At 68.5% G+C, this 24,157-nt stretch carries 17 protein-coding genes and 1 pseudogene; 10 read left to right on the top strand and 8 right to left on the bottom strand.

Features of this window, described 5'->3' with window-relative positions; all coding sequences use genetic code 11:
* Positions 1–281: 281 nt before the first annotated feature.
* Together JTE92_RS30690 and JTE92_RS05645 are read left to right on the top strand one after the other, a co-directional pair.
* Positions 282–501: pseudogene (locus JTE92_RS30690) on the top strand (integrase); the annotation flags it as partial.
* A gap of 238 nt (positions 502–739) precedes the next feature.
* Positions 740–2,119 (top strand): MFS transporter, encoded by a 1,380-nt coding sequence (locus JTE92_RS05645; RefSeq protein WP_063241403.1) that lies wholly within the window; start codon positions 740–742, stop codon positions 2,117–2,119.
* A 90-nt stretch (positions 2,120–2,209) separates the two neighbouring features.
* On the opposite strand, the gene JTE92_RS05640 is transcribed toward JTE92_RS05645, so the two are convergent.
* Positions 2,210–2,602, bottom strand: a complete 393-nt coding sequence (locus tag JTE92_RS05640) for a hypothetical protein (protein WP_147318613.1) — start codon at positions 2,600–2,602, stop codon at positions 2,210–2,212.
* 318 nt (positions 2,603–2,920) lie between these two features.
* Here JTE92_RS05640 and JTE92_RS05635 point away from each other — a divergent pair, with 318 nt between their 5' ends.
* The 3 genes from JTE92_RS05635 (at position 2,921) to JTE92_RS05625 (ending at position 6,575) form a co-directional block, all read left to right on the top strand.
* The gene (locus JTE92_RS05635; RefSeq protein WP_063241401.1) at positions 2,921–3,436 is read left to right on the top strand and encodes a MarR family winged helix-turn-helix transcriptional regulator; all 516 of its coding nucleotides are present in this window, start codon (positions 2,921–2,923) and stop codon (positions 3,434–3,436) included.
* Positions 3,437–3,636: 200 nt separating this feature from the next.
* Positions 3,637–4,572 (top strand): AraC family transcriptional regulator, encoded by a 936-nt coding sequence (locus JTE92_RS05630; RefSeq protein WP_084254788.1) that lies wholly within the window; start codon positions 3,637–3,639, stop codon positions 4,570–4,572.
* 218 nt (positions 4,573–4,790) lie between these two features.
* Positions 4,791–6,575, top strand: coding sequence for an acyl-CoA dehydrogenase (locus JTE92_RS05625; RefSeq protein WP_063241400.1), 1,785 nt, complete (start codon positions 4,791–4,793; stop codon positions 6,573–6,575).
* Between the two features lie 74 nt (positions 6,576–6,649).
* On the opposite strand, the gene ampC is transcribed toward JTE92_RS05625, so the two are convergent.
* Both ampC and JTE92_RS05615 read right to left on the bottom strand, forming a co-directional pair.
* A complete protein-coding gene (gene ampC / locus JTE92_RS05620) occupies positions 6,650–7,834 on the bottom strand; it encodes a class C beta-lactamase (RefSeq protein ID WP_063241399.1) in 1,185 nt (394 codons plus the stop codon).
* A 115-nt stretch (positions 7,835–7,949) separates the two neighbouring features.
* Positions 7,950–8,798, bottom strand: a complete 849-nt coding sequence (locus JTE92_RS05615; RefSeq protein ID WP_063241398.1) for an IclR family transcriptional regulator — start codon at positions 8,796–8,798, stop codon at positions 7,950–7,952.
* Between the two features lie 138 nt (positions 8,799–8,936).
* Between JTE92_RS05615 and JTE92_RS05610 the strand changes: the two genes are divergently transcribed.
* The 3 genes from JTE92_RS05610 (at position 8,937) to JTE92_RS05600 (ending at position 13,045) form a co-directional block, all read left to right on the top strand.
* The gene (locus JTE92_RS05610; RefSeq protein WP_063241397.1) at positions 8,937–9,926 is read left to right on the top strand and encodes a Bug family tripartite tricarboxylate transporter substrate binding protein; all 990 of its coding nucleotides are present in this window, start codon (positions 8,937–8,939) and stop codon (positions 9,924–9,926) included.
* Between the two features lie 64 nt (positions 9,927–9,990).
* On the top strand, positions 9,991–12,333 hold the full coding sequence (locus JTE92_RS05605) for a cytochrome P450/oxidoreductase (protein WP_063241396.1): 2,343 nt from the start codon (positions 9,991–9,993) through the stop codon (positions 12,331–12,333).
* A gap of 238 nt (positions 12,334–12,571) precedes the next feature.
* Complete coding sequence (locus JTE92_RS05600) at positions 12,572–13,045, top strand: hypothetical protein (RefSeq protein ID WP_371136906.1); 474 nt, start codon at positions 12,572–12,574, stop codon at positions 13,043–13,045.
* 16 nt (positions 13,046–13,061) lie between these two features.
* Here JTE92_RS05600 and JTE92_RS05595 read toward each other — a convergent pair whose 3' ends face one another.
* The gene (locus JTE92_RS05595; RefSeq protein WP_063241394.1) at positions 13,062–13,967 is read right to left on the bottom strand and encodes a LysR family transcriptional regulator; all 906 of its coding nucleotides are present in this window, start codon (positions 13,965–13,967) and stop codon (positions 13,062–13,064) included.
* 307 nt (positions 13,968–14,274) lie between these two features.
* Here JTE92_RS05595 and JTE92_RS05590 point away from each other — a divergent pair, with 307 nt between their 5' ends.
* Complete coding sequence (locus tag JTE92_RS05590) at positions 14,275–14,610, top strand: cupin domain-containing protein (protein ID WP_029047434.1); 336 nt, start codon at positions 14,275–14,277, stop codon at positions 14,608–14,610.
* A gap of 33 nt (positions 14,611–14,643) precedes the next feature.
* On the opposite strand, the gene JTE92_RS05585 is transcribed toward JTE92_RS05590, so the two are convergent.
* The 4 genes from JTE92_RS05585 to JTE92_RS05570 form a co-directional block, all read right to left on the bottom strand.
* The gene (locus JTE92_RS05585; RefSeq protein ID WP_063241393.1) at positions 14,644–18,234 is read right to left on the bottom strand and encodes an ATP-binding protein; all 3,591 of its coding nucleotides are present in this window, start codon (positions 18,232–18,234) and stop codon (positions 14,644–14,646) included.
* 5 nt (positions 18,235–18,239) lie between these two features.
* Positions 18,240–19,373 (bottom strand): HD-GYP domain-containing protein, encoded by a 1,134-nt coding sequence (locus JTE92_RS05580; RefSeq protein ID WP_063241392.1) that lies wholly within the window; start codon positions 19,371–19,373, stop codon positions 18,240–18,242.
* Between the two features lie 218 nt (positions 19,374–19,591).
* Positions 19,592–19,915: a thioredoxin family protein gene (locus JTE92_RS05575; RefSeq protein WP_063241391.1), complete on the bottom strand. Its 324-nt coding sequence runs from the start codon at positions 19,913–19,915 to the stop codon at positions 19,592–19,594.
* A 136-nt stretch (positions 19,916–20,051) separates the two neighbouring features.
* Complete coding sequence (locus JTE92_RS05570) at positions 20,052–22,301, bottom strand: ATP-dependent DNA helicase (RefSeq protein ID WP_232353448.1); 2,250 nt, start codon at positions 22,299–22,301, stop codon at positions 20,052–20,054.
* Positions 22,302–22,565: 264 nt separating this feature from the next.
* On the opposite strand from JTE92_RS05570, the gene JTE92_RS05565 reads away from it, so the two are divergent.
* The gene (locus JTE92_RS05565) at positions 22,566–24,152 is read left to right on the top strand and encodes a fatty acid--CoA ligase (RefSeq protein WP_063241389.1); all 1,587 of its coding nucleotides are present in this window, start codon (positions 22,566–22,568) and stop codon (positions 24,150–24,152) included.
* Positions 24,153–24,157 lie beyond the last annotated feature (5 nt).

Below are 24,157 nucleotides of genomic sequence, written 5' to 3'. Positions count from 1 at the left end.
TTCGCGCTCTCGCCCCCCTTGCTAGTTCGGCACCGTAACGAGACCGCGTTCCGCCCGCAATAGGGGTTTTGTGAATTCACGTTTATTCACTTCTCTTGCGCCAGGGCCGGCATCCGCCGATAGGCAAGCGAGCGGCAGTCATGGCAAAGCTTAATCAGCTGGGTTTCGGCATGGTGTCGAGCCGCTACGGCCAGGACTGAACGCAGATGAAATCTGCCTACCGACTTCCAAGCAGACTTTTCGGAGAAAATCGGATGTTCTATGCCTCTATTAGGACTCGCGCAGCGCCGGCAGCGCTCCCGCTGCACGAGTCGCCGGCCACGCAGCGTGGCCAATCGCAAGGAAGCCGAACGGCTGATCCTGTGGGCGCTCGTCGAGCGCAAGCGTCCGCTGTCGTCGCTCACTACCGGGGACGCAATGGCCTACCGCGCCTTTCTACGCCGGCCGACCACCCCCTTTCGCGAGCCTCAAGGTGCGCGGCAGCGCGGACAGCGCCGCTGGATGCGTCCCGTGCGCTGGCGCGTCGTCACAGTCTTGATAAATCAACTTATTGACTGAATAACCGCTAATTCAGCACTTCTTCACAGGAAATACCCTATGTTTCCGTCAAGACATAAGTAATGATCTTGACGTATAACCAGGCATCAACCATAGTCCGTCCAGCCTAAGGCCAGGGGCCGGTCCGCAAGCCCTTGCCGCTGTTGAGCGTTCAAAAGAAGACTGGTGAAGGAGACATACAATGCAGCACATTGATGTACAAAAGCTGGCCGACAACGCCCGCTTTAACCGATTCCATGCGCGTGTCCTGGCCTGGTGCCTGCTGGTGATCATCATCGACGGCTATGACATCGCCGTTGCGGGTGCCGCGTTGCCTTCGATCATGAAGGAGATGGGCGTCACCGCGTCGACCGCCGGCTTCATGGCGAGTTCGGCGCTGTTCGGCATGATGTTCGGCGCTATTTTCCTGGGCGCCCTCTCCGACAAGATCGGACGACGCTGGACCATCTCGCTGTGCGTGTTCCTGTTCAGCGTGTTCACCGCGGCCGCGGGCCTGACCAGCGATCCGGTCACGTTCAGCGTGATGCGGTTTATCGCCGGCCTTGGCATCGGCGGCGTCATGCCCAACATCGTCGCGCAGATGACGGAATATTCGCCGCGCAAGATCCGCAGCTTCATGACCACGGTGATGTTCTCCGGCTATGCCATCGGCGGCATCCTGGCCGCGGTGATCGGCAAGCAGTTCATTGCCGGGTTTGGCTGGCAGATCGTGTTCTTCGCGGCCGGCGTGCCGGTGCTCCTGATCCCCTTCATCCTGAAGACGATGCCGGAGTCGCTGTCGTTCCTGGTGTCGCGCCAGAACGAAAAGGACCTGCGCGCCCTCGCGCAGCGCATCGACCCGCACCTGCGCCTGGATGCCGGCGCTACCTTCCGCGTACCGCAGCAGGACCGCGCAGCCGGCGTGCCGGTGGCGCGCCTGTTCCAGGACGGGCGTGGCTTCAGCACGGTCATGTTCTGGATCGCCTTCTTTACCGGCCTGTTCATGGTCTATGCGCTCAGCACCTGGCTGACCAAGCTGATGGCGATGTCGGGCTACAGCCTGGGCTCGGCCCTCAGCTTCGTGATCGCGCTGAACGTGGGCGCGGTGGTCGGTGCGATCGGCGGCGGCTGGCTGGCCGACCGGTTCCATATCAAGTGGGTGCTGGTGGTGATGTACCTGCTCGGCGGCGCGTTCCTGTACCTGATGACGTTCAAGACCTCGACCGAGATGCTCTACCTGCTGATCGGCGCGGTGGGTGCCTGCACTACCGGCGCGCAAATCGTCGCGTATGCATACAGCGGCCAGTTCTATCCGGTGTCGATCCGTTCGACCGGCGTAGGCATGGCTTCGGGCATCGGACGGCTCGGCGCCATCGCGGCACCGGTCCTGATCGGGCTGATCGTTTCGCTGCAGCTGCCGCTGGCGCAGAACTTCCTGGTCATCGGCGCGGCGGGGATCGTGGGTGCACTGGCCCTGGCGTGCATCAACCATCGGCTGTCGGCATCGGCGCAGCATGCCGATGCGGGGGCAAGCGTGGCCCCCGCATCGGTGGTGCCGGGCGTGGCTGAAGCGCGAACCTGAGACAGTCTTGCTGGCGAGCGGCGCGACGGTGCGCCGCTGGAAATAGAGGGCGGGCCCGGCACAATGCCAGGGCCCGCTTCTTCTTTGAGGTCAGTCGACCGCGTCGACGATAAAACGGCGGGTAATAGTTACGCCGGCCCGCACGCGGCGATGCCGGACCGCCCAGACGACCGCACGCATGGCCTTGCCACCGTGGGACTCGACCATGCGCGTACAGCGCTCCAGCGTCGCATCGTCAGGGAAATAGCGAAGCTCGGCGGCACTGCCCAGGATCACCGCAATATCCAGCGCGGATTGCTGGCGCATGGCCAGCGACAGCAGGCGGCTGAGGCGGCGTGTCACCGCATTGGCGTCGCCGGGCCATTGGCGCCTTGCCTCGGCCTGGATAGTCCGGGCCGCGGCGCGGATGCGATGGAGCATATCGGCGATGCCCATTTCCGGTTGGGTGGACCGGTGGGTTCGCGCGGCTTGTGCCACTTCCATGTCTTGTGTCCCAGCGAGCCTTTGTAGCAAGAGCCCGAAGAATACTAGGTATGCGTCATCTATACGTCAATATCATTACTCATATTTACTGAAATATCCGATACCAGGCTAGGTTTTTCCTGCCAAACAGCAGAAATAATAATCAATATCTTTGCGCAAATGCAGCAGAAGAGGACGACAACACACATCCAGGCCGATTCAGGCTCGGACCAGGGCCGCGCCACCCCACTCTTCGCAGCGCGCACGTGTGTGCTCCGCGCCGCCTTAGAATAGGCACACCCATGGCAAGCCCACGGCGGCCAGTGTCAAACCCACACCATGACCAAACCAGATCCCACGTACGACCCGTCCGACGCATCCGTCCATAACCGGCTGTTCTTCCGGCTGTTCCAGGCCGGCAACACGCTGGACCGGCAGACCAGCAAGTCGCTCGGCATCACTACCGTGCAATGGTCCGTGCTGGGCGCGCTGTCGCGACCGCAGGTATCCGAAGGCATGTCGTTCTCCGAGCTGACGGAATACCTTGTGGTAAGCCGGCAAAGCCTCGATGGCGTGCTCAAGCGGCTGGAGCGGGAAAAGCATGTCCAGCGTGTGGCCGACACGGTGGACCGCCGCGCCAAGAAGGTCGTGCTGACGGCGAAGGGGCGAGAGTTCTGGAACGGCCTGCAACCCAGGATCTATGAGTTCTACCGCCAGGCACTGGCGAGTTTCGGCTTCGACGACAAGGTTTCGCTGGTCCATTTCCTGAACCAGCTCAACGCCGGCCTGGCCGGCGTCCATATGGAGGCGGCCCCCGGCGCGCACGCGCCGGAGGAACCGGCACGGTCCGCGTAGGCGGGCCCCGGTCGCGACGCTCGACACCGCCAGCAACGACATCCGTAGCGCCGCCGACACCCGCCGGGCTATGACAAAATAAGCCACGCACCGCCCCGCTTCCGTACCGCCTTTCCCGTCCCGCGACATTGACCCAGTTCACCGCCACCGTCCCGATTTCACTGGTCAACGGCTTCCTGTCCGGTGCCGACCCTGCCGCCATGGCGCGGCTGGCGGAGCGCGCCGGGATCCCGAGCGGCCTGTTGCAGGCGCCGGCCGCGCGCGTGACCGAGGAACAGTTTTCCACGCTCTACCGCGAACTCGCGATGGAGCTGGACGACGAGATGCCCGGCATCTTCAGCCGGCCGCTGCGCAACGGCACGCTCAAGTTCCTGTGCCTGAGCCTGCTGGATGCGCCGCGGCTGGAGGTGGCGCTGCACCGCTTCGGCCAGTTCTTCCACCTGATCCTGGACGACTTCCGGCTCGAGTCCGGGCGCGAGGACGGCTTCGGCGAGGTCGTACTGCATGCCGACCCGGCCGGCCCCGGCGTCAGCGCGCTGGGCAGCGAGCTGATGCTCAAGCTGGTCCACGGCGTCGCCTCCTGGCTGATCGGCAAGCGCATCCCGCTGGCCCGGGTGGAGTTCGATTTCCCGCGGCCGCCACGCGCCAGCGACTCCCTTTACCTGTTTCCCGGCCCGGTGCAGTTCGGCGGCCGCCAGACGCTGCTCAGGTTCGACCACGCCTACCTGGACATGCCGGTGCGCCGGCGCAAGGCCGACCTGCAGAAGTTCCTGGCGCGCGCGCCCGAGGACTGGATCTTCGTTGCGTTCGAGGAACAGATGGTGTGCCACCATGTGCGCCAGTACCTGGCCGACTGCCTGCCGGCGACGCCGACCATCGAAGCGGTGGCGCAGGACCTGCACTTCTCCGTGCGCACGCTATGCCGGCGGCTTACCGCCGAGGGCACCACCTTCCAGGCGATCAAGGACGAGGTCCGCCGGGATATTGCCATCCAGCGGCTGACGCGCACCACGGACGCGATCGCGGAGATCGCCTTCGACATCGGCTTTGACAACCCCACCGCCTTCCATCGCGCCTTCCGCAACTGGACCGGCAGCACGCCCAAGGCCTACCGGACCATGCCCGCACACCCCTGACAAATCCTGCCACCAGGCCTGGCGGCGCCGGCCTGTGGGCATCGCCGCGCGCCGGCTTATGAACGGCGGCAGATTTCGTCAATGAATGGGCAGCTTTGGATAGCCGCGCCCGGTGCTTCCCGCGTTACGATGACGTATCGGCCCGAGTTGCGGGCCAGGCGCCATGACCTGCGCGCCACCCAGGAACAAGCGTACAGACGTACAGACAGGAGACATCCATGACCTACCGTGCCCCGCTCAAAGACATGCTGTTCGTGATGAACGAGCTCGCGGGTCTTGACGCTGTCAGCCGCCTGCCCGGCTTCGAGGAAGCCACGCCGGAAACGGCCGGGGCCGTGCTCGACGAAGCCGCCAAGTTCAACGAACAGGTGCTGGCGCCGCTCAACCGCACCGGCGACCTGGATCCGAGCAGCTGGAAGGATGGCGTGGTCACCACGACCCCCGGCTTCAGGGACGCCTTCCGCCAGTTCGGCGAAGGCGGCTGGCAGGGCGTGCTGCATCCGCAGGACTTCGGCGGCCAGGGGCTGCCCAAGCTGATCGCCACCGCCTGCATTGAAATGCTGAACAGCGCCAACCTGTCGTTTGCGCTGTGCCCGCTGCTGACCGACGGCGCCATCGAAGCGCTGCTGACGGCCGGCTCGGACGAACAGAAGGCCAACATCCTGCCCAGGCTGATCAGCGGCGAGTGGACCGGCACCATGAACCTGACCGAGCCGCAGGCGGGCTCGGACCTGGCCGCGGTGCGCACCCGCGCCGAGCCGCAGGGCGACGGCACCTACAAGGTCTTCGGCACCAAGATCTTCATCACCTACGGCGAGCACGACATGGCGAAGAACATCGTCCATCTGGTGCTGGCCCGCACGCCCGACGCGCCCGAAGGCGTCAAGGGCATCTCGCTGTTCATCGTGCCCAAGTACCTGGTCAACGCCGACGGCAGCCTGGGCGAACGCAACGACGTGCATTGCGTGTCGATCGAGCACAAGCTCGGCATCAAGGCCAGCCCGACCGCGGTGCTGCAATTCGGCGACCACGGCGGCGCCATCGGCACGCTGGTGGGCGAGGAGAACCGCGGCCTGGAGTACATGTTCATCATGATGAACTCGGCGCGCTTCGCGGTCGGCATGCAGGGCGTCGCGGTGTCCGAGCGTGCCTACCAGCAGGCCGTGGCGTATGCGCGCGAGCGCGTGCAAAGCCGCCCGGTCGATGGCTCGGCGCGCGAAGCCGTCGCCATCATCCACCACCCCGACGTCAAGCGCATGCTGATGACGATGCGCGCGCTGACCGAAGGCGCCCGCGCCGTCGCCTACGTGGCGGCCGCCGCCAGCGACACCGCTCACCAGCATCCGGACGAAGCCGTGCGCAAGCAGAACCAGGCGTTCTATGAATTCCTGGTGCCGGTGGTCAAGGGCTGGAGCACCGAGCTGTCGATCGACGTCACCAGCCTCGGCGTGCAGGTGCATGGCGGCATGGGCTTTATCGAGGAAACCGGCGCGGCGCAGCACTACCGCGACGCCCGCATCCTGCCGATCTACGAAGGCACGACCGCCATCCAGGCCAACGACCTGGTCGGCCGCAAGACCGTGCGTGACGGCGGCGCGGTGGCGCGCGCGATCTGCGCGCAGATCGCCGAGACCGAGGCCGCGCTGGCCAAGCATGGCGGCGCTGCCTTTACCGCGGTCCAGGCGCAACTGGCCAATGGCCGCGCGGCGCTGGAAGCGGTGGTCGAGTTCGTGGTGGCCAATGCCAAGTCGGACCCGAATGCCGTGTTCGCCGGCAGCGTGCCGTACCTGAAGCTGTGCGGCATCGTGTTCTCGGGCTGGCAGCTGGGCCGGGCGATGCTGGCCGCGGAGGCGAAACGGGCCGAGGATCCGAACTTCCACGACGCCAAGATCGCCACCGCGCATTTCTTCGCACAGCACATCCTGTCGCAGGCAACGGCGCTGCGCGATGCCGTCGTCGGCGGTGCTGCGCCGGTCAATGCGCTGGCGGCGGAGCAGTTCTGACGGCGCTTCAGCGCGTAGCAGACACGAGCGGCCTCCGGGCCGCTTTTTTTCTGGCAGCGGCTGGGGGTGTTCCCCTACCGGTTTGCTGCCAACTCGCCGTCCAGCACCGTCAGGATGTGGTACGCGGCTTCCACCCGCGCCGGCACCGGCATGTTCTTGTTGCCGAGCATCACCAGCCCGATGCGTTTGGCGGGCACGAATACGACGTACGCACCAAACCCGTTGGTCGACCCCGTCTTGTTGACCAGCACATCGGCGCCCGGCGCCTGCGGCGGTTCCAGCCTGTCGACCTTGTTGGCCTCGAACACCATCTGCGGCGAGCTGCCCGCCAGGATGGCGCTGACCGGCGTCGGGTAGGCATACACCTCCCACCCCAGTCCCTGCACCATGCCGCCGACCTTGAAGTAGCCGGTGCGCGTGGTGGCGATGGCGCGCTGCAGCTTGTCATCAAGCCCCGCCGGCGACATGCTGGCTTCGACGAAGCGGATCATGTCGGCGGACGTCGTCTTCACGCCGTAAGCCTCGGAATCCAGCACCCCCGGTGTCACGCGGGTCGGCTTGTCGTCCTTGGTGTAACCCATCGCGTAATCGGCCATCAACGCCTTCGGCACCCGGACATAGGTGCGCTTCAGGCCGAACGCCGGAAAGAGGGTCTTCTCCATCAGGTCGTCGAACGGCTCGCCCAGGCTGCGTGCGGCAAGGTAGCCGAACAGGCCGATGCTGGGATTCGAGTAACGCCGATGGGTACCGGCCGCGTACGTTGGTCGCCAGGCCTTGAAGTAGTCGGTCATCGCCTGCGTATTGTTGACCGTCTCCGGAAACTGCAGCGGCAGGCCGCCGGCCGCATAGGTGCCAAGGTCTAGCAGGCTGGTCGTGCCCAAGGCGCTGCCGGCAAGCGCCGGCAGGTATTTGCCGGCGGGGTCCGACAGCGACATGGCGCCGCGCGCCTGCGCATAGCCCGCCAGCGTCGCGGTGAAGGTCTTGCTGACCGAGCCGATCTCGAACAGCGTCGAGTCGGTGACGGGCTTGCCGCCGCGCTTCGCCGTCACGCCATAGTTGAAGAAGTACTGCCTGCCGCCGGCCGTCACCGCGATGGCCATGCCCGGCACGTTGTGCGCCTTCATCATCGGCGCGATCGCCTCGTTGACGGCGCGCTCGAGCTGGCGCTGGTCGACCTTGTCGGCGGCGTATGTGGCGGGCGTGCACAGGAGGGCGGCGGCGGCAATCGCCGCGAGGCGCTTGGGGGCAAGGATTTTCATGTCGGGCAGTGGAAGGAATGTCGGCAAACCGCGAGGGACTATACGCGTCTGCGCGCGGCTTGCACAACGGCCGATGCGCCGCCCGTGCAGGCTTGTCCTGCGCTGCAGCTCCAGTTCAGCCCGCCACACCCGGGTTGAAGCCGAGCGCAGCGCTGACCACTCGCGCCTCGTGCCGCACGGCGGCGCCGACCGGCCCGTCGATGGACGGATCGAAGCCGCCGGTGGCGCCCAGCGCCGTCAGCACCGCGCACACGCGGCCGGTGTAGTCGCGTACCGGCGCGGCCACGGCGCTGATGCCGGTCAGGTTGGTGTCGCGCACCCAGGCGCAGTCGTCCGCCTGCACGGCGCGGCGCAGCGCGCCGATCGGGTCGTCCTGGTCGAGCGATGCCAGCCGCGCCGGGCTGGCCTCTGCCAGTTCTTCCGCCGCTTGCGCCTGCACCCGGGTTTCGTCCAGCAGGCCCAGGAATACGCGGCCGGTGGCGGACCACAGCAGCGGCATCACAGACCCTGCCCGCACGTTCACCGTGACCGGCAAGCCCGGTTCTTCAAAACGCATGATGGTCGGGCCCTTGTTGCCCATCACCGCGACAAAGCACGTCACTTCCAGCGTCTCGCGCAGCCGCACCAGCGAGGCTTCGGCCAGCCGGATCGGGTCGGCCTGGCGCATCGCCGCCATGCCGATCTGCAGCGCTTCGTAGCCGAGGTGGTACTGCTGGGTACCGGATTCCTGCGCAACCAGCCCCTCTTCCAGCAGGCTGACCAGGTAGCGGTGCACCTTGGCCGGGCTTTCGTCGATATGCGCGGCCAACGCGGTGAGGCTGGCACGCCCGCCCAGCCGGGCCAGCCCCTTGAGCACCGCCATGCCCGTGACAGCGGACTGCACGCGCTGGCGGCGCTCCCGCGTGCGGGGCGAGGCGTCGGCAGGCGTTTCGGAAGCAGCGGGCTTGGAACGGGAGGCAGGCATGGTGTCGATGATGTTGCGCGAGGGCAGGCAGATTAGGCCACGCCCGGGAGGGCGGTCAGCTTCAAGGTTAACCCTCATTCAATCATTACGCAATGCGTATAAGATTTACGCAAAACAGAAATCAACGGAGACAACCACATGCCCCGCCCCCTGTTGCCGCGCCTGGCCATCGGCGCGCTCGTCCTGCCCTTGCTGTCCGCCTTGCCGGCGTACGCCGCCGACACCTACCCCGCCAAGCCGATCCGCTGGATCGTGCCGTACGCCGCCGGCGGCGGCTCCGACTTCCTCGCACGCACCATCGGCCAGGGGCTGTCGACCAAGGTCGGGCAGCCGGTCGTGGTGGACAACAAGCCCGGCGGCAACACCGCGATCGGCGCGGCCGAGACGGCGCGCTCGGCCGCCGACGGCTATACCGTGCTGTCCGCCGACAACGGCACGCTGGTGTTCAACCCGGTCCTGTACAAGACGCTTTCCTACCATCCGGGCAAGGACCTGGCCCCGGTCACGCTGCTGGGCCGCTTCCCGATGATCCTGGTGGTCGGCGCGAACAGCCCGGTGAAAAACGCGAAGGAATTCATCGCACAGGCGAAGTCCACGCAAGGCGGCGTCAACTATGGCTCCGCCGGCGCCGGCAGCCCGCACCACCTGGCGATGGAACTGCTGAAGGTCGAAGCCGGTGGCCTGCCGATGACGCACGCGCCATACCGCGGCGCCGCGCCCGCGCTGTCCGACGTGGCCGCCGGCCAGGTCGCCGCGATGATGGTCGACTACGCCGCCGGCGCCGGCTTTATCAAGGGCGGCAAGGTGCGGCCGCTGGCGGTGGCCAACGCCACCCGGCTGCCGCAACTGCCCGATGTGCCGACCTTCGCCGAACTGGGCTACCCGCGCGTGGAAGCCGCCGCGCTGGTCGGCATGGTGGTGCCGGCCGCCACGCCGCCGGACGTCATCAGCACGCTGAACAAGGACGTGGTCGCGGCGATCCGCGAGCCGGCGGTGAACAAGCGGCTGGTGGACTTCGGCGTGGAGCCGGTGGGCAATACGCCGGCGCAGTTCAGCGAGCTGTTGCGCACCGAGTCGGCACGCTGGACCAAACTGATCCGCGACCTGAAGATCACGCTGGACAACTGAGCCGGTATCGTTTTGAGGCCGTCCGGCCGGCCCGGACGGCAATGCTTTTGCAGGAGTACGCAGCATGTCCACCCCCTCCCCCGACACCGCGCGCGGCGGCTGTCCCGTCGACCATTCCGCCTTCACCGCTCCAAACGGCTGCCCGGTCAGCCACAAGGCGGCGCAGTTCGATCCGTTCGGCGACGGCTACCAGCAGGACCCGCCCGAGTACGTGCGCTGGTCACGCGAGCAGGAGCCGGTGTTCTACAGCCCCAAGCTGGGCTACTGGGTGGTCACGCGCTACGACGACATCAAGGCGATCTTCCGCGACAACCTCACCTTCAGCCCGTCGATCGCGCTGGAAAAGATCACGCCCACCGGCGATGAAGCCAACGCGGTGCTGGCCTCGTACGGCTATGCCATGAACCGCACGCTGGTCAACGAGGACGAGCCCGCCCACATGCCGCGCCGGCGCGCGCTGATGGACCCGTTCACGCCCGCCGAGCTGGCGCATCACGAGCCGATGGTGCGGCGCCTGGCGCGCGAATACGTCGACCGCTTTATCGACGACGGCCGCGCCGACCTGGTCGACCAGATGCTGTGGGAAGTGCCGCTGACCGTGGCGCTGCATTTCCTGGGCGTGCCCGAAGAGGACATGGACCTGCTGCGCCAGTACTCCATTGCCCATACCGTCAACACGTGGGGACGGCCCAGGCCGGATGAACAGGTCGCGGTCGCGCATGCCGTTGGCAACTTCTGGCAACTGGCCGGGCGCATCCTGGACAAGATGCGCGAAGACCCGTCAGGCCCGGGATGGATGCAGTACGGCCTGCGCAAGCAGAAGGCACTGCCCGAGGTCGTCACCGACTCCTACCTGCATTCGATGATGATGGCCGGCATCGTCGCCGCGCACGAGACCACCGCCAATGCCTCGGCCAACGCCATCAAGCTGCTGCTGCAGCACCCCGACACATGGCGCGAGATCTGCGAGGATCCCTCGCTGATTCCCAACGCGGTGGAGGAATGCCTGCGCCACAACGGCTCGGTGGCGGCCTGGCGCCGGCTGGTCACGCGCGACGCGGAGGTGGGCGGCATCCGCCTGGCCGCCGGCAGCAAGCTGCTGATCGTGACCTCGTCGGCCAACCATGACGAGCGCCACTTCGCCGATGCCGACCTGTTCGACATCCGCCGCGACAACGCCAGCGAGCAGCTGACCTTCGGCTACGGCTCGCACCAGTGCATGGGCAAGAACCTGGCGCGCATGGAGATGCAGATCTTCCTGGAAGAGCTGACCCGCCGGCTGCCCCATATGCGGCTGGCCGAGCAGGTCTTTACCTACGTGCCCAACACGTCGTTCCGTGGCCCCGAGCACCTGCTGGTCGAATGGGACCCGGCGCAGAACCCGGAGCGCCGCAACCCCGCACTGCTGGCGCAACGGCAACCCGTGCGCATCGGCGAGCCGTCCGCGCACACCAGCGCGCGCACCGTGGTGGTGGCAAGCATCGCCCCTGCCGCCGACGGCGTGCTGCGGCTGCGGCTGGCCGCGCCGGACGGCAAGCCGCTGCCGCGCTGGGCACCGGGCTCGCATATCGACGTGGAGTGCGGCGATACCGGGCTGTCGCGCCAGTATTCGCTGTGCGGCGATCCCGACGATGCCGCCGCACTGGAAATCGCCGTGCTGCGCGAGCCCGCAAGCCGCGGCGGCTCGGCCTGGGTGCACGGCAGCGTCAGGGTGGGCGACCGCCTGCGCATCCGCGGCCCACGCAACCATTTCCGCTTCGACGAGGGCTGCGGGCGCGCCATCTTCATTGCCGGCGGCATCGGCATCACGCCGGTCAGCGCCATGGCGCGGCGCGCGTGCCAGCTCGGCATCGACTACGAGATCCATTACTGCGGCCGCTCGCGCCGGTCGATGGCGATGCTGGACACGCTGCAGGGCCTGCATGGCGAGCGCCTGCATCTCTATGCCGCCGACGAAGGCCACCGCGCCGACTTCGCCGCATTGCTCGCCACGCCGCAGCCGCGCGCCCACGTCTACGCCTGCGGCCCGCAACGGCTGCTCGATGCGCTCGCCGATGCCTGCGCGGCGTGGCCGGAAGACGCGCTGCGGGTCGAGCACTTCGTATCGCGGCTGGGCACGCTGGACGCATCGAAGGAGCAGCCCTTTACCGTCGAGCTGAAGGACTCCGGGCTGGTCATGGAGGTCCCCGCCGGCCAGACCCTGCTCGCGGCCCTGCGCGGCGCCAACATCGACGTGCAGAGCGATTGCGAGGAAGGCCTGTGCGGCTCGTGCGAAGTGCGCGTGCTGGCCGGCCAGGTCGATCATCGCGACGTGGTGCTGACGCGCACCGAGCGCGACGCCAACGACCGGATGATGGCGTGCTGCTCGCGTGCGGCCGGCGGATGCCGGCTGGTGCTGGAGCTGTAACGGCACCCAAGGCCCCGGCGCGATGTGCCGCCCGCTGCCCGTGGCGCGGTGCCGGGGTGTTGCGTCGTAGGACAACGCCTGACAACGGCAGCAAGGGGCTGGGGCTAAAGTAGCAGCGCAACAGGCTCCACCGACCCGCCCCCTTATGTGCCCTGCCCAACCCGCCCAGGCTGGCCCAACCGCCACGCCTCCCCGCCCACTCCGCCCACTGCCAGTCCTCGTTGCGCTGGCCGCCTCGTTGGCCATAGCCCTCGCCGCCACCGCCGCGCTGGCAGCGCCGCCGGTGGACGGTCCGCAGCTTTCCAGCCTGGCCACCCTGCTGCTCGGCACCGTGCGCGGCAAGCCGACCGGCATGACCGGCGTCACGCGGTTGACGGCCGGCAATGCCGACCGGGAATTGCGGATGGCCTGCCAGGAGCTGGTGCGCGCCGGCCCGCTGGACCTGGACGACACCACGCGCTTCGACGGCTGCGTGACCCGGCCCGGCAAGATCGTCGAGTTCCAGCTCAAGGTATCGGGGGTCGATGCCACGCGCGACGGCACGCGCGAGTACATGGCATCGGCCAAGCCGATCCTGGAGCGCGGCATCTGCCGCAATCCGGACGTGCCGGTGCTGGGCAAGCTCGGGGTGACGCTGCTGTACCACTACACCGCCGGACGGCAGTCGCTGGTGCGGCTGAATATCGCGCCGGACCAGTGCCTGCGCAAGTAGGCGGGCGCTGGCACGGCTAGCGCTTTTCCCCCTCCCCGAGGACCTCTTCGCAGACCGCCAGCCACGCGCGCGCCGCGTGCGACAGGTAGCGTCCGGGCGACCAGATGTGCGCCATGGCCCAGTCCATCGCGGGTTCGGTCAGGCGCGCCATGGCGAGCGTGTCCTGCCCCTGCAGGCGCTCGGCCAGCGGCTGCGGCAGGAAGGTGGTGCCCAGTCCCGCCGCCGCCATCGACGCCAGGAAATCCCAGTGGCCGCTGCGCGCCACCACGCGCGGCTCGATGCGCGCTTGCAGGAAGGCCTGGCTGAGCTTGCGCGTCAGCGAGAAGCCGTCGGTCAGCATCACCAGCGGCTCGTCGCGCAACGCGCCCAGCGTGACCGTGCGCCCCCGCGCCCACTTCGCCTTGCGCGGCCCGACCGCCCAGATCGGGTGCCGGCCGAACTCCCGGGTCTCCAGCGCGAGGCCGCTGTCGCCGGGCAGCACCGTGGCACCGACCTCCAGTTCGCCGCTGGCAACCAGTTGCTCGACCACCTGCCCGCCGTGCTCGTCCAGCGTCAGCTGCAGGTTGGGATAGCGCTGCCGGAACGCGCTGACCGCCGGCGAAAAAAACAGGTTGACCATCGGCGGGATGCCGACCGTCAGCTGCCCGCGGCCCAGCGATGACAGGTCGGCCACTTCCAGCGTGAGCCGGTGGACAACGCCCAGCGCTTCCTGCCCGCGTTCGTACACCACGCGCCCCACGTCGGTCAGGCGCACGCCCTTGCCTTCGCGGATCAGCAGCGGCTGGCCGACCTCGTCCTCGAGCTGCTTCACCATCTTGCTGATGGTCGACTGGGTGACGAACAGCGAACTCGCCGCCTGTGTGAAGCTGTGCAGGCGGGCGGTCTCGACGAAATAGCGCAGCGCGCGGATATCGATGGGCATGGGGTTCAGGCGGGACCGTGGCAGCACGCATCCATGAACAAAGCGAATGGCAAAGCCAATATTAGATTATTAAAGGAATGCGATGGGTTGGCGATAGGTTGGCGATAGGTTGGCTACACTTCGCCGCGGGTCAACCTGCCGATCCTGCTGATGGCCGCGATCGCTCCCGGTTACGCCGGCTACGGCACGCTGAACCCTACTGAGGCGCGCGCTCCGGTGCTAGATTGGAAAGGCTTGCTGGCGGCAAATGCCAGCGGCGCCTGACAACGCACACACCACACGACCCCACTACCGCGAGGAGCCGCGCATGTCCCTCCCCCACCTAGCTTCCGGACAGATCGCCAGCGTGCTGCCCCTGGGCACGCGCCTGGACCAGACTGTCACCCAAGCCCTGTTCAAGGAAGGCCCGCTGGAAGTGATGCGGCTGGTGCTGAAGGCGGGCAAGCATGTGCCGCCCCATGCAGTCGACGGCCCGATGACGGTGCAGTGCCTGGAAGGCGAAGTGCGCCTGCGCGTGGACGGCGCCGAACGCGGACTGCGCCAGGGCGACCTGCTCTACGTCGGGCCGGGCGTGCGCTATGACCTGACCGCCGACACCGATGCCTCGGTGCTGGTGACGATGGTGCTGCCGGCCGGCCGTTGACCGGCCTGGGGCCTGGGGTCTGGGGGCCAGGTATCAGCCCTGGCCGGAGGCCATGACGGCCAGCATGTCGTCAAGGATCGCCAGCGCTGCGGCGTAGTCGTACGCTTCGATCGCGGCTTCCAGCCCGGCCAGCAGGCCGGCAGGCACCGCCGCGGCCAGTGCGGCGCGATGCGCGGCGAGCGTCGAGCCGGCTTCGCTGGCGCCTTCGCGCAACTGCCGCCGCAGCTTGGCCATTGCCGGCGCGGCGGACTCGGCGGAAGGCTCGGTCAGCGATGACTGCGCAGGCGCCTGCGGCAGGTGCCGACGCAGTGCCGCGAGCAGGTCCGACATCGCCGCCTCCAGCACGGCAGCCTGCAGCGCGGCACCATTGCCGCCATCGCGCAGCGTGCATGCCAGCGCCGCGGCCGCGCGGGACACCGCCATCGCGCCCAGGTTGCCGGCCACGCCGGCCAGCTCGTGCGCAAGCTGCGCGGCCTCGCCCGCACGCCCCTGCGCGACCTGCGCGCCGGCATCGGCGTATCGGTCCCGCAGCCGGTCCCGCAGCCGCGCCAGCAGGCCACGGTAAGTCTCCGGCTGCCCGCCGGCGCGCGCGAGCGCACCCCCGGCATCCAGCACGCCCGTCGCGGCGAGCGCGCCCAGCCATGCCGGCCACTGCGGCGCCACGGCCGGCACCTCGCCGGCGCGGGTCAGCCAGCGATGCACGGTGGCAAAGAACACCGGCGGACTGATCGGCTTGGCGATATGGTCATCCATGCCGGCCGCCAGGCAGCGTTCGCGGTCCTCGGGCAACGCATTGGCAGTCATGGCGACCACCGGCAGCGCGGCAAGCCGCGCATCGGCACGGATGCGGCGCGTGGCCTCGACACCGTCCATCACCGGCATCTGCATGTCCATCAGCACCAGGTCATACGCCTGCGCGGCCAGCCGCTCCAGCGCAACCCGGCCGTTTTCGGCGGTGTCCGGCGTGATGCCGGCCTGCTGCAGCAGGTGTACCGCGACCTCGCGATTGATTTCATTGTCTTCGACCAGCAGCACGCGCCGCTGCGGCAGCGACCAGTTGGGGCCGGGTGCCGGGCCCTCCGGCTCGGCCGGCGGTGGCGTGCCGGGCTCGGCGGCCAGCACGCGCAGCGTGGCATCGAACAGCACCGAGGGACTGACCGGCTTCAGCAGCAGCGCTTCGAAGCCGCCCTGCTCGCCGGCGCGCATCAGCGCCTCGCTGCCGTTGGCCGTCACCAGCAGCGGCCGCGGGCGTGGCCCGCGCAGCCCCAGTCCGGCCAGTTCCGGTCGCACCAGCAGCGCCGGGACGCGCTCGCTGCCCGGCAGCAGCGACAGCTCGAACCAGAAGGTGCTGCCCTCGCCCGGCGTGCTTTCCACGCCCAGCGTGCCGCCCATCAGCTGCACCAGCCGCTGGCTGATCGCCAGGCCCAGGCCGCTGCCGCCGTAACGGCGCGTGGTCGAGCTGTCGGCCTGCTCGAAGTTCTGGAACAGGCGTCCGATCGCATCGGGCGCGATGCCGATGCCGGTGTCGCGCACGGCAAAGTGCAGCCGCACGCGCGGCAGGTCGTCGTCGCCAGTGCAGCGCGCCACGCGCACCACGATCTCGCCGCGCTCGGTGAACTTGACCGCGTTGGTGGTGAAATTGATCAGCACCTGGCGGATCCGCAGCGGATCGCCGCGCAATGCGTCGGGCACGTCCGGCGCAACCTCGACGATCAGCTCCAGCTGCCTGGCCGCGGCCCGCTCCGACACCAGGTCGCCCACGGTGCGCAGCACGCGCTCCAGCGAGAAGTCGATCTCTTCCACTTCCAGCTTGCCGGCCTCGATCTTGGACAGGTCGAGGATATCGTTGAGGATGCCCAGCAGGTGCTGGCCCGAGCGCTGGATCTTCTCGACATAGTCGCGCTGCTTGCGATCGAGCTGCGTGCCCAGCGCCAGATGGGCCATGCCGATCACCGCGTTCATCGGCGTGCGGATCTCATGGCTCATGTTGGCGAGGAAGCTGGCCTTGGCCTGCGCCGCCGATTCCGCCGCGTGCTTGGCCTCGGCCAGCTCGGCGTTGGCGATGGCGAGTTCGCGCGTGCGCTCGGACACCTTGTGCTCCAGCGTCTGCGACAGTTCCTTCAGCTCGCGGTGCGCGCGCACCTGGCTGGTGATGTCGATGCCCACCGAACCCACACCGACGACCTCATTGGTGGCCGGATTGCGCACCGGGAAGCGCATCACCTGCAGCTCGCGCGTGCCCTCCGCGGCCTGCATCGTGTAGACATGTTCTTCCGCCGTGCCGGTGGACATCACCCGTTCCTCCATGTCCCAGCGCTGCTGCGTGCCGTCGGGCATTACCGGCAATTCGCGGTCGGTGCGGCCCAGCGCCCCGCGCTCGGTCTGCCCGATCAGGGCCTGCGTGGCGGGGTTCAGCGCCAGGAAGGCATGGTTGCGGTCCTTCAGATGCATGATGGCGGGCGAATGGTCGAGCATCGCGCGCAACCGTTCCTCGCTGTGCGCCAGGCGCAGCTGGCCACGGCGCAGCGCCCACGCCGCCAGGCCGATCAGCAGCAGGATCGCCAGCGCCATGCCGATGACCACGGTGCGCGTCGACAGGTACGAGTGGAAGGCCTCGTCCATGTCCTGCTCGAGGATCAGCCCGCTCGCCAGCGCCGGCACCCACAGCCCTGCGCCGGCCACGCGCCGGCCACGGTAGTCGCGATAGCCGAAGCCAAGCTGCAGCGTCTGGTGCGACAGCACCTGCTGCGCCAGCCGTGTCAGTGGCGCGTCCGGGGGCAGGCGGTAGGTGCCGTTGCCGTCGGGCGCGGGAACGCGCGCCGCGGTATGGAACATCGACGCCATGCCCGGCGCGAGCAGCCCTTGCGCGGCCAGCTCCTCATCGAAGCGCGCGGGCGACACCAGCCGGCCGTTGCCATCGATCATGTACAGGTCGCCGCTGCGGCCATAGCGCGCCGCCATCACGATCTGCAGCATGACCGCGTGCGGGTCGATGCGCAGGCACAGGGTGCCGGCCACCCGCTCGGCATCCTGCCCGGCATCATTCCACAGCCGCGCGCATACCACCTGGAACGTCGGGACGGCGGCGTGCCCGCCGGCATCCGGCATCCGCTGCGGGCCGGGATACGGCGCGGACACCGCGGCCCCGTCGTGGCGGGCACGCTGCGCGGTGCGGGCGGACTCGGGCAACAGCAACTGGCCGTTGCGGTCAGCCAGCTCGGAGACCACGATGCGGTCGTCCGCGGTCACCAGCGCAAAGCCGATATAGCCGTGCGAACGCAGCAGCGGCGCGATCCAGCCGGCAAATTCGGCAGCCTGCGCCGGGGTGGCGTTGCCATGGCTGGCCAGCAGCGGGCGCGCCAGCCGCACGGTGTCGTCCAGCGCGGCGATCGACACGGCGCGGCGGCGCTGCTCGCCCGCCCAGACCTCCAGCAGCCGCGCGGTGGTGTTGACGGTGGCGCCCAGGCGCCCGCCCACGCTGGCCTGCTCGTTCTCGCGCACCACCGAGGCGGCGCCGAGTGCGAGCAGCCATACCGCCACCGCCAGCAGCGCGGCATAGGCGAGCAGCGGGCCGAATGGCCGCGCGCCGGCGCGGCGGCGCAGGGCCATGCGCAGCGATGACATGCCGGTCAGCCTGGCGCGGGGGCGGGGGCGGGCCCGGCACCTGCCGGATCGGCATATTCCAGCGCGATCGCATGGAATTCGCCGGTGATCGCCAGAAAGGCGTCGATCACGCGCGGATCGAAATGGCGGCCGCGGCCCTCGGCGATGATGCGCACGGCGTCATCGTGCGCAAACGCGGGCTTGTAGACGCGGCGCGAGATCAGCGCGTCGTAGACATCGGCCACCGCCATCAGCCGCGCCGACAGCGGGATGGCTTCGCCGGCCAGGCCGTCGGGATAGCCGCTGCCGTCCCATTTCTCGTGGTGGTGATGCGCGATCTCGCGCGCGTAGCGCAGGAAGGAACTGGTGGTGCCGCACTGGGCCTCGGCATCGGCGATGGCATCGCGGCCCAGCGTGGTATGGGTCTTCATGACCTCGAACTCTTCGGCGGTGAGCTTGCCGGGCTTGAGCAGGATGCGGTCGGGGATGCCGACCTTGCCGATATCGTGCAGCGGCGCGGACTTGAACATCAGGTCGATGGCCTTGTCATCGAGCCTGCCGGCGAAATGCGGCTCGTGCTGCAGCTTGCGCGCCAGTGCGCGCACATAGTGCTGGGTACGGCGGATATGGTTGCCGGTCTCGTTGTCGCGGGTTTCGGCCAGCGCCGCCAGCGCGATGATGGTGGCGTCCTCGATCAGCTCGATCTCGCGCGTGCGGCGCTGCACCTCGGCCTCGAGCCAGGCCGAGCGGTCGCGCAGGAAGTCGTGCGCCTGCTTGAGTGCCAGCTGGCTGGCAATGCGTGCGCGCGCCACCGGCGCGCTGACCGGCTTCATGATGTAGTCGACGGCGCCAACCTCGAAGCCGAGCGCCTCGTCGTGGGCCTCGGCCCGTGCCGTCAGGAAGATCACCGGCACGCACGCGGTGCGCGCATCGGCCTTGAGCTGGCGGCACGCCTCGTAGCCGTCCATGCCAGGCATCGACACATCCATCAGGATCAGGTCGGGGGGCGCTTCCCGCGCCAGTTGCAGCGCGGTGGCCGCCCGGGTCGCCACCTTGACGCGGTACGGGTCCTGCAGCAGCGCGACCATGGCCGCAATGTTTTCGGGAACGTCGTCGACGACCAGGACGGTCGGCCGCTGGTCGGGGCTAAGGGCGCTCATTTGTCGAAATTGGCGGTTGAAACCGTCTTGTTTCCTGCGCGCCGGGCGCGCGGGCCGTTGCCGGGCTAGTCGCGCGCGCGGCCGTCAGGGGCCATTGCGCGGGGCGACTTCTTCACAAACGGCAGAAATGCCCCGGCTTGTCCCCTCCCAAAGCAGGGTTGAGCGCCCTGGGGCGGCAGAAAATTGCCGCAATGTGACGCCTTGGCTATCCCCAAGGATCAACTGATGCGCCGCATGGCTTCCCGGATCGGATCCGCCTCGGTCGGCCGTACCAGTCTGGCGACTTCCTGCCCGTCGCGCAGGAACACCAGCGTCGGCCACAGCTTGATGCGGAACGAGCGGCCGAGCGGGCGCCCGCTGCCATCCTCGACCTTGATGTGGCGCAGCGCCGGATGGACGGCGAACGCTTCGGCGAGCGCCGGCTGCGCACGCTGGCAGAAGCCGCACCACGGGGCGCCGAATTCGAGCACGGTGCCGCCGTTCAGCGCATCCACTTCGGTACGGGGCGGCTCGGTAGCCGCGTAATGCTGGGTCATGGGCATGGTCGGGTCCCTGGTTCGATGACGACGGGGTGCGGTCGGCACGCATGGTCGCATTGCTGCCGGATTCGTGCCAGGTTCGTTCCGGCCCCGCGGGGCCGGCAAGCGGCCCGGCCAGGCGCCGTGCGCCATGTAATTTCTACGCCGCCGGGTCGATTTGCCACCATTCCGGCAGCAGCCGGCGCACCTCCGGCGCGGCAAAGCGGTCGTCGATCAGGTAGACCACGCCTTCGTCCTGCTGCGTGCGGATCACCCTGCCCGCGGCCTGCACCACCTTGCGCAAGCCCGGATAGAGATAGGCATAGTCGTAGCCCTGGCCGAAAGCCGACTGCATGCGCGCGCGGAACTGCTCGTTGACCGCGTTGAACTGCGGCAGCCCCAGCGTGGCGACGAAGGCGCCGATCAGGCGCTCGCCGGGAAGGTCCACGCCCTCGGCAAAGGCCCCGCCCAGCACCGCAAAGCCGATGCCTGCGCCGCCAGGGACAAAGGCGGACAGGAAAGCGGCCTGCGCCGCCTCGTCCATGCCGCGCGACTGGACCCAGTGCGGGATGTCCGGATGGACCTGCGTGAAATTCGACACGGCCTGCTGCAGGTATTCGTGGCTGCTGAAGAACGCAAGGTAGTTGCCGTGGCGGGCGTGGAACTGGTTCGCCATCAGCGCGGCAATGGCCGGCAGCGACTGGCCGCGCCGGGCATAGCGGGTGGAAATCCGGCTGGCGATGCGTACCGACAGTTGTTCCGCCCGGAACGGCGACGGCACCACCACGTGCGCGCAGTCGGCGGGCAAGCCCAGCGTATCGAAGTAAAAGGCGGCCGGGTCCAGCGTGGCCGAGAACAGCGTGACGGAATGCGCCGCGGCAAAGCGCGGCCGCAGGAACGGCGCAGGGATGACGTTGCGCAGGCACAGGCGTGCATGGTTGCCGCGCCCGGCCTTTGCGGCGACGGCTGGCCGCTGGATATCGAACAGCGAATTCGCATCGAGCTGCTCTGCCAGCCGGCTGAAATGCAAGGCATCGAAATAAAATCGCTGCAGCGCCGGGGCGACCGACGCGGGCTGCTCGGTCATGTGCGCCAGCACTGCCGCGCAGCAATCATCGAGCGCGCGCAGCAGGGGCGCGGGCACTTCCGGCAAGACCTCATAGGCAGCGTCGGCCTGCCGCGCCAGTGCGCTCCAGTGGCGCGCCAGCCGGGCCAGCGGCCTGCCCACCGCCGGGGGCGCGCCGCGCCGGGCGTCGCGCAGCGCGTGCGGATCCAGTTCGGCGGTGTACATGGCGCGGCCGCGCTCGACCAGGTTGTGCGCCTCGTCGACCAGCACGCCCGCGCGCCAGCCGTTGGCGACGGTCAGCGCGTACAGCAGCGCGCTGCGATCGAAGTAATAGTTGTAGTCAGCCACCACCACATCGCTCCAGCGCACCAGTTCCTGCGCCAGGTAGTAGGGGCAGATGCCATGCGCCAGCGCCAGCGTGCGCACCGCGGCACGGTCGCGCACCGCCACCTCGCGGGCGGCTGCGCGCGCGGCGGGCAGGCGATCGTAGAAGCCGCGCGCCAGCGGGCAGGATTCGCCGTGGCAGGCGAGTTCCGGATGCTCGCAGGCCTTGTCGCGCGCCACCAGCTCGATCACCCGCAGCGGCTGCGCGCCGTGGCTGCGCAGCGCCTGCGCGGCCTGCAGCGCAACGCCGCGCCCGGTGGAGCGCGCCGACAGGAAGAACGCCTTGTCGATGCCCTGCCCCGGCATCGCCTTGAGCAGCGGGAACAGCGTGCCGATCGACTTGCCGATGCCCGTCGGCGCCTGGGCCAGCAGGGTGCGCCCGGCGCGGTTGGCGTTGTAGACCGCCTGCGCCAGCTCGCGCTGGCCGGTGCGGAATGCCGGATGCGGGAAGGCCAGCCGCGCCAGCGCGGCATCGCGGGCCTGCCGGTGTGCCAGTTCGGCCTGTGCCCATTGCAAAAAGCGTTCGCAGGTCTGGACGAAGAACGCGTCGAGCGCGTCCGCGGTGAAATGCTGCACCACCGGGTGCTCGCGCTGCCCCACGATGTCGAAATAGACCACGGCCACGTCGATCCCGGGCAGCCCGAGCTTGCGGCACAGCAGGCAGCCATAGATCTTTGCCTGCGCCCAGTGCAGGTGGCGGTGGTTGTCCGGCACGGCGGCCTCGCCGCGCACGGTCTTGATTTCTTCCAGGCGGTTGGCGTCCGGGTCGTAGCCGTCGGCCCGGCCGCGGACGTGCAAGGGGCCGAAGTCCGCGCACAGCGATACTTCCGCCTGGTAGCCAGGTCCGCGCCTGCCGGTCACCAGCGTGTGGCCGGCGACGCCTTCCTGCGCGGTTGGGGTCGGCACAAAGCGCAGGTCGAGGTCACCTGCCCTGGCAGTGAAGTCGCACAACGCGCGCACGGCGACAACGTAGGCAGGGGCCTGCGCTGGGGCTGGGACCGGAACGGGGGCGGCGGGTGTATCGACGGACACTGGGGTGGAACGGCTTGAGACTGTATGAATATACAGTACCAGGACCGATTCTCAGGCTCTGCGCGGCAACGGCGGCATAAGGAAAGAGCAAATCGTTATTTCCATGTGCCCCGTACTGCGCCCTATAGTCCCCGGCTCACACAAGAATATCGGCTGGCCTGTTTTACCCGGCGGCCGGCACACGACTGGAGCATGACCTTGAACCGCGGCCTCACCCTTGGCGATACCCTTTCCTGGCCGGCACGCTACCTGCCCCGCAAGACCGCGCTGGTCAGCGGCCTCGGCGCCGCGCGGCAGGCCTGGACGTATGCGGAGCTCGATGCCGAGGTCAACCGCCACGCCCACGGGTTGCAGGCAATCGGCATCGGCAAGGGCGACGTGGTGGCCGCGTTCCTCTACAACACGCCGGCCTTTGTCTTCACGCTGCTGGCCACGGCGCGGCTGGGTGCGGTGTTCAACCCGGTCAACTACCGGCTGGCCGCGCAGGAGCTGGCCTACATCCTGAACGACGGCGCTGCCAGGGCAGTGCTGTTCGAGCAGGAAGGCGCCGCCGTGGTGGAGAAGGCGGCGGAGCTTTCGCCGGGCACCGCGCTGCGCATCTACGCCGACGCAAACGCGGCCCCGCCGTTTGCCACGCACCGCCTCGACGCACTCGCCGCCGGCCAGCCGGCCACGCCGCCCGCGGTCGACGTTCACGAGGACGACCCTTGCATCCTGATGTACACCAGCGGCACCACGGGCCGTCCCAAGGGCGTAGTGCACACCCATCGCAGCAAACTCCAGCACAACGCGATCATGCACCAGGCCATGACGCTGTCGCGCGAAGACGTGGGCCTGTCGGTGGCGCCGCTGAACCATACCGCCGAGCTGCACACCAGCTTCCTGCCACGGCTGCAGGTCGGCGCCACACAGGTGCTGCAGCGTCGCTTCGATGCGGGCGAAGCCTGGCAACTGGTGGAAAGCGAGCGCGTGACCCACTTCTTCGCCGCGCCGACCATGATCGGCATGCTGCTGCACCACGCCGAGGCCGAAACGCGCGACCTGTCCTCGCTACGGCTGGTCGAATATGGAGGCGCCTCGATGGCGCCGCACCTGATCCGCGAATGGGACCGCAAGATCGGCGCCGGCCTGGTACAGGTGTACGGCACCACCGAGATGGGCCCGTGCATGTCGGTGCTCTACCCGCACGAACAGCTGACCCGTGCCGGCTCGGCGGGCCTGCCCGCGCTCGGCCATGACCTGGTGGTGGCGAAACTGCGCGACGACGGCGCGCCGACCGATCCGGCGCAGCCGTGCGCGCCAGGCGAAGTCGGCGAGGTGCTGGTGCGCGGCGCCTGCATGATGCAGGGCTACCTGAACCGGCCCGACGCCAATGCGCGGGCGCTGGCACATGGCTGGTACCACACCGGCGACCTCGGCAGCCTGGACGCCGACGGCTACCTGTGGATCCGCGACCGCATCGACTACATGATCAACTCCGGCGCCGAGAACGTGTATCCGCGCGAAGTCGAGGACGCGCTGATCGAGCACCCGGCGGTGCTGGAAGTCGCGGTGCTGGGCGAGCCCGACCCGACCTGGGGCCAGGTGGTGGGTGCGTACGTGGTGGTGCGCGGCGATGCGCCGGTCAGTGCCGAGCAGCTCGACGCCTTCCTGCTGCAGGGCGACCGGCTGGCGGCCTACAAGCGGCCACGCCGCTATCACTTCCTGGACGCGCTACCCAAGACCACCAGCGGCAAGATCCAGAAGCACATGCTGCGCGCTGGCGCGCAGCGAGCGTAGCGCGC

It is taken from the genome of Cupriavidus oxalaticus, assembly GCF_016894385.1.
Lineage (GTDB): Bacteria > Pseudomonadota > Gammaproteobacteria > Burkholderiales > Burkholderiaceae > Cupriavidus > Cupriavidus oxalaticus.
Note: the sequence above shows the minus strand (reverse complement) of the source record. Positions and strands in the feature narration are given on the sequence as shown.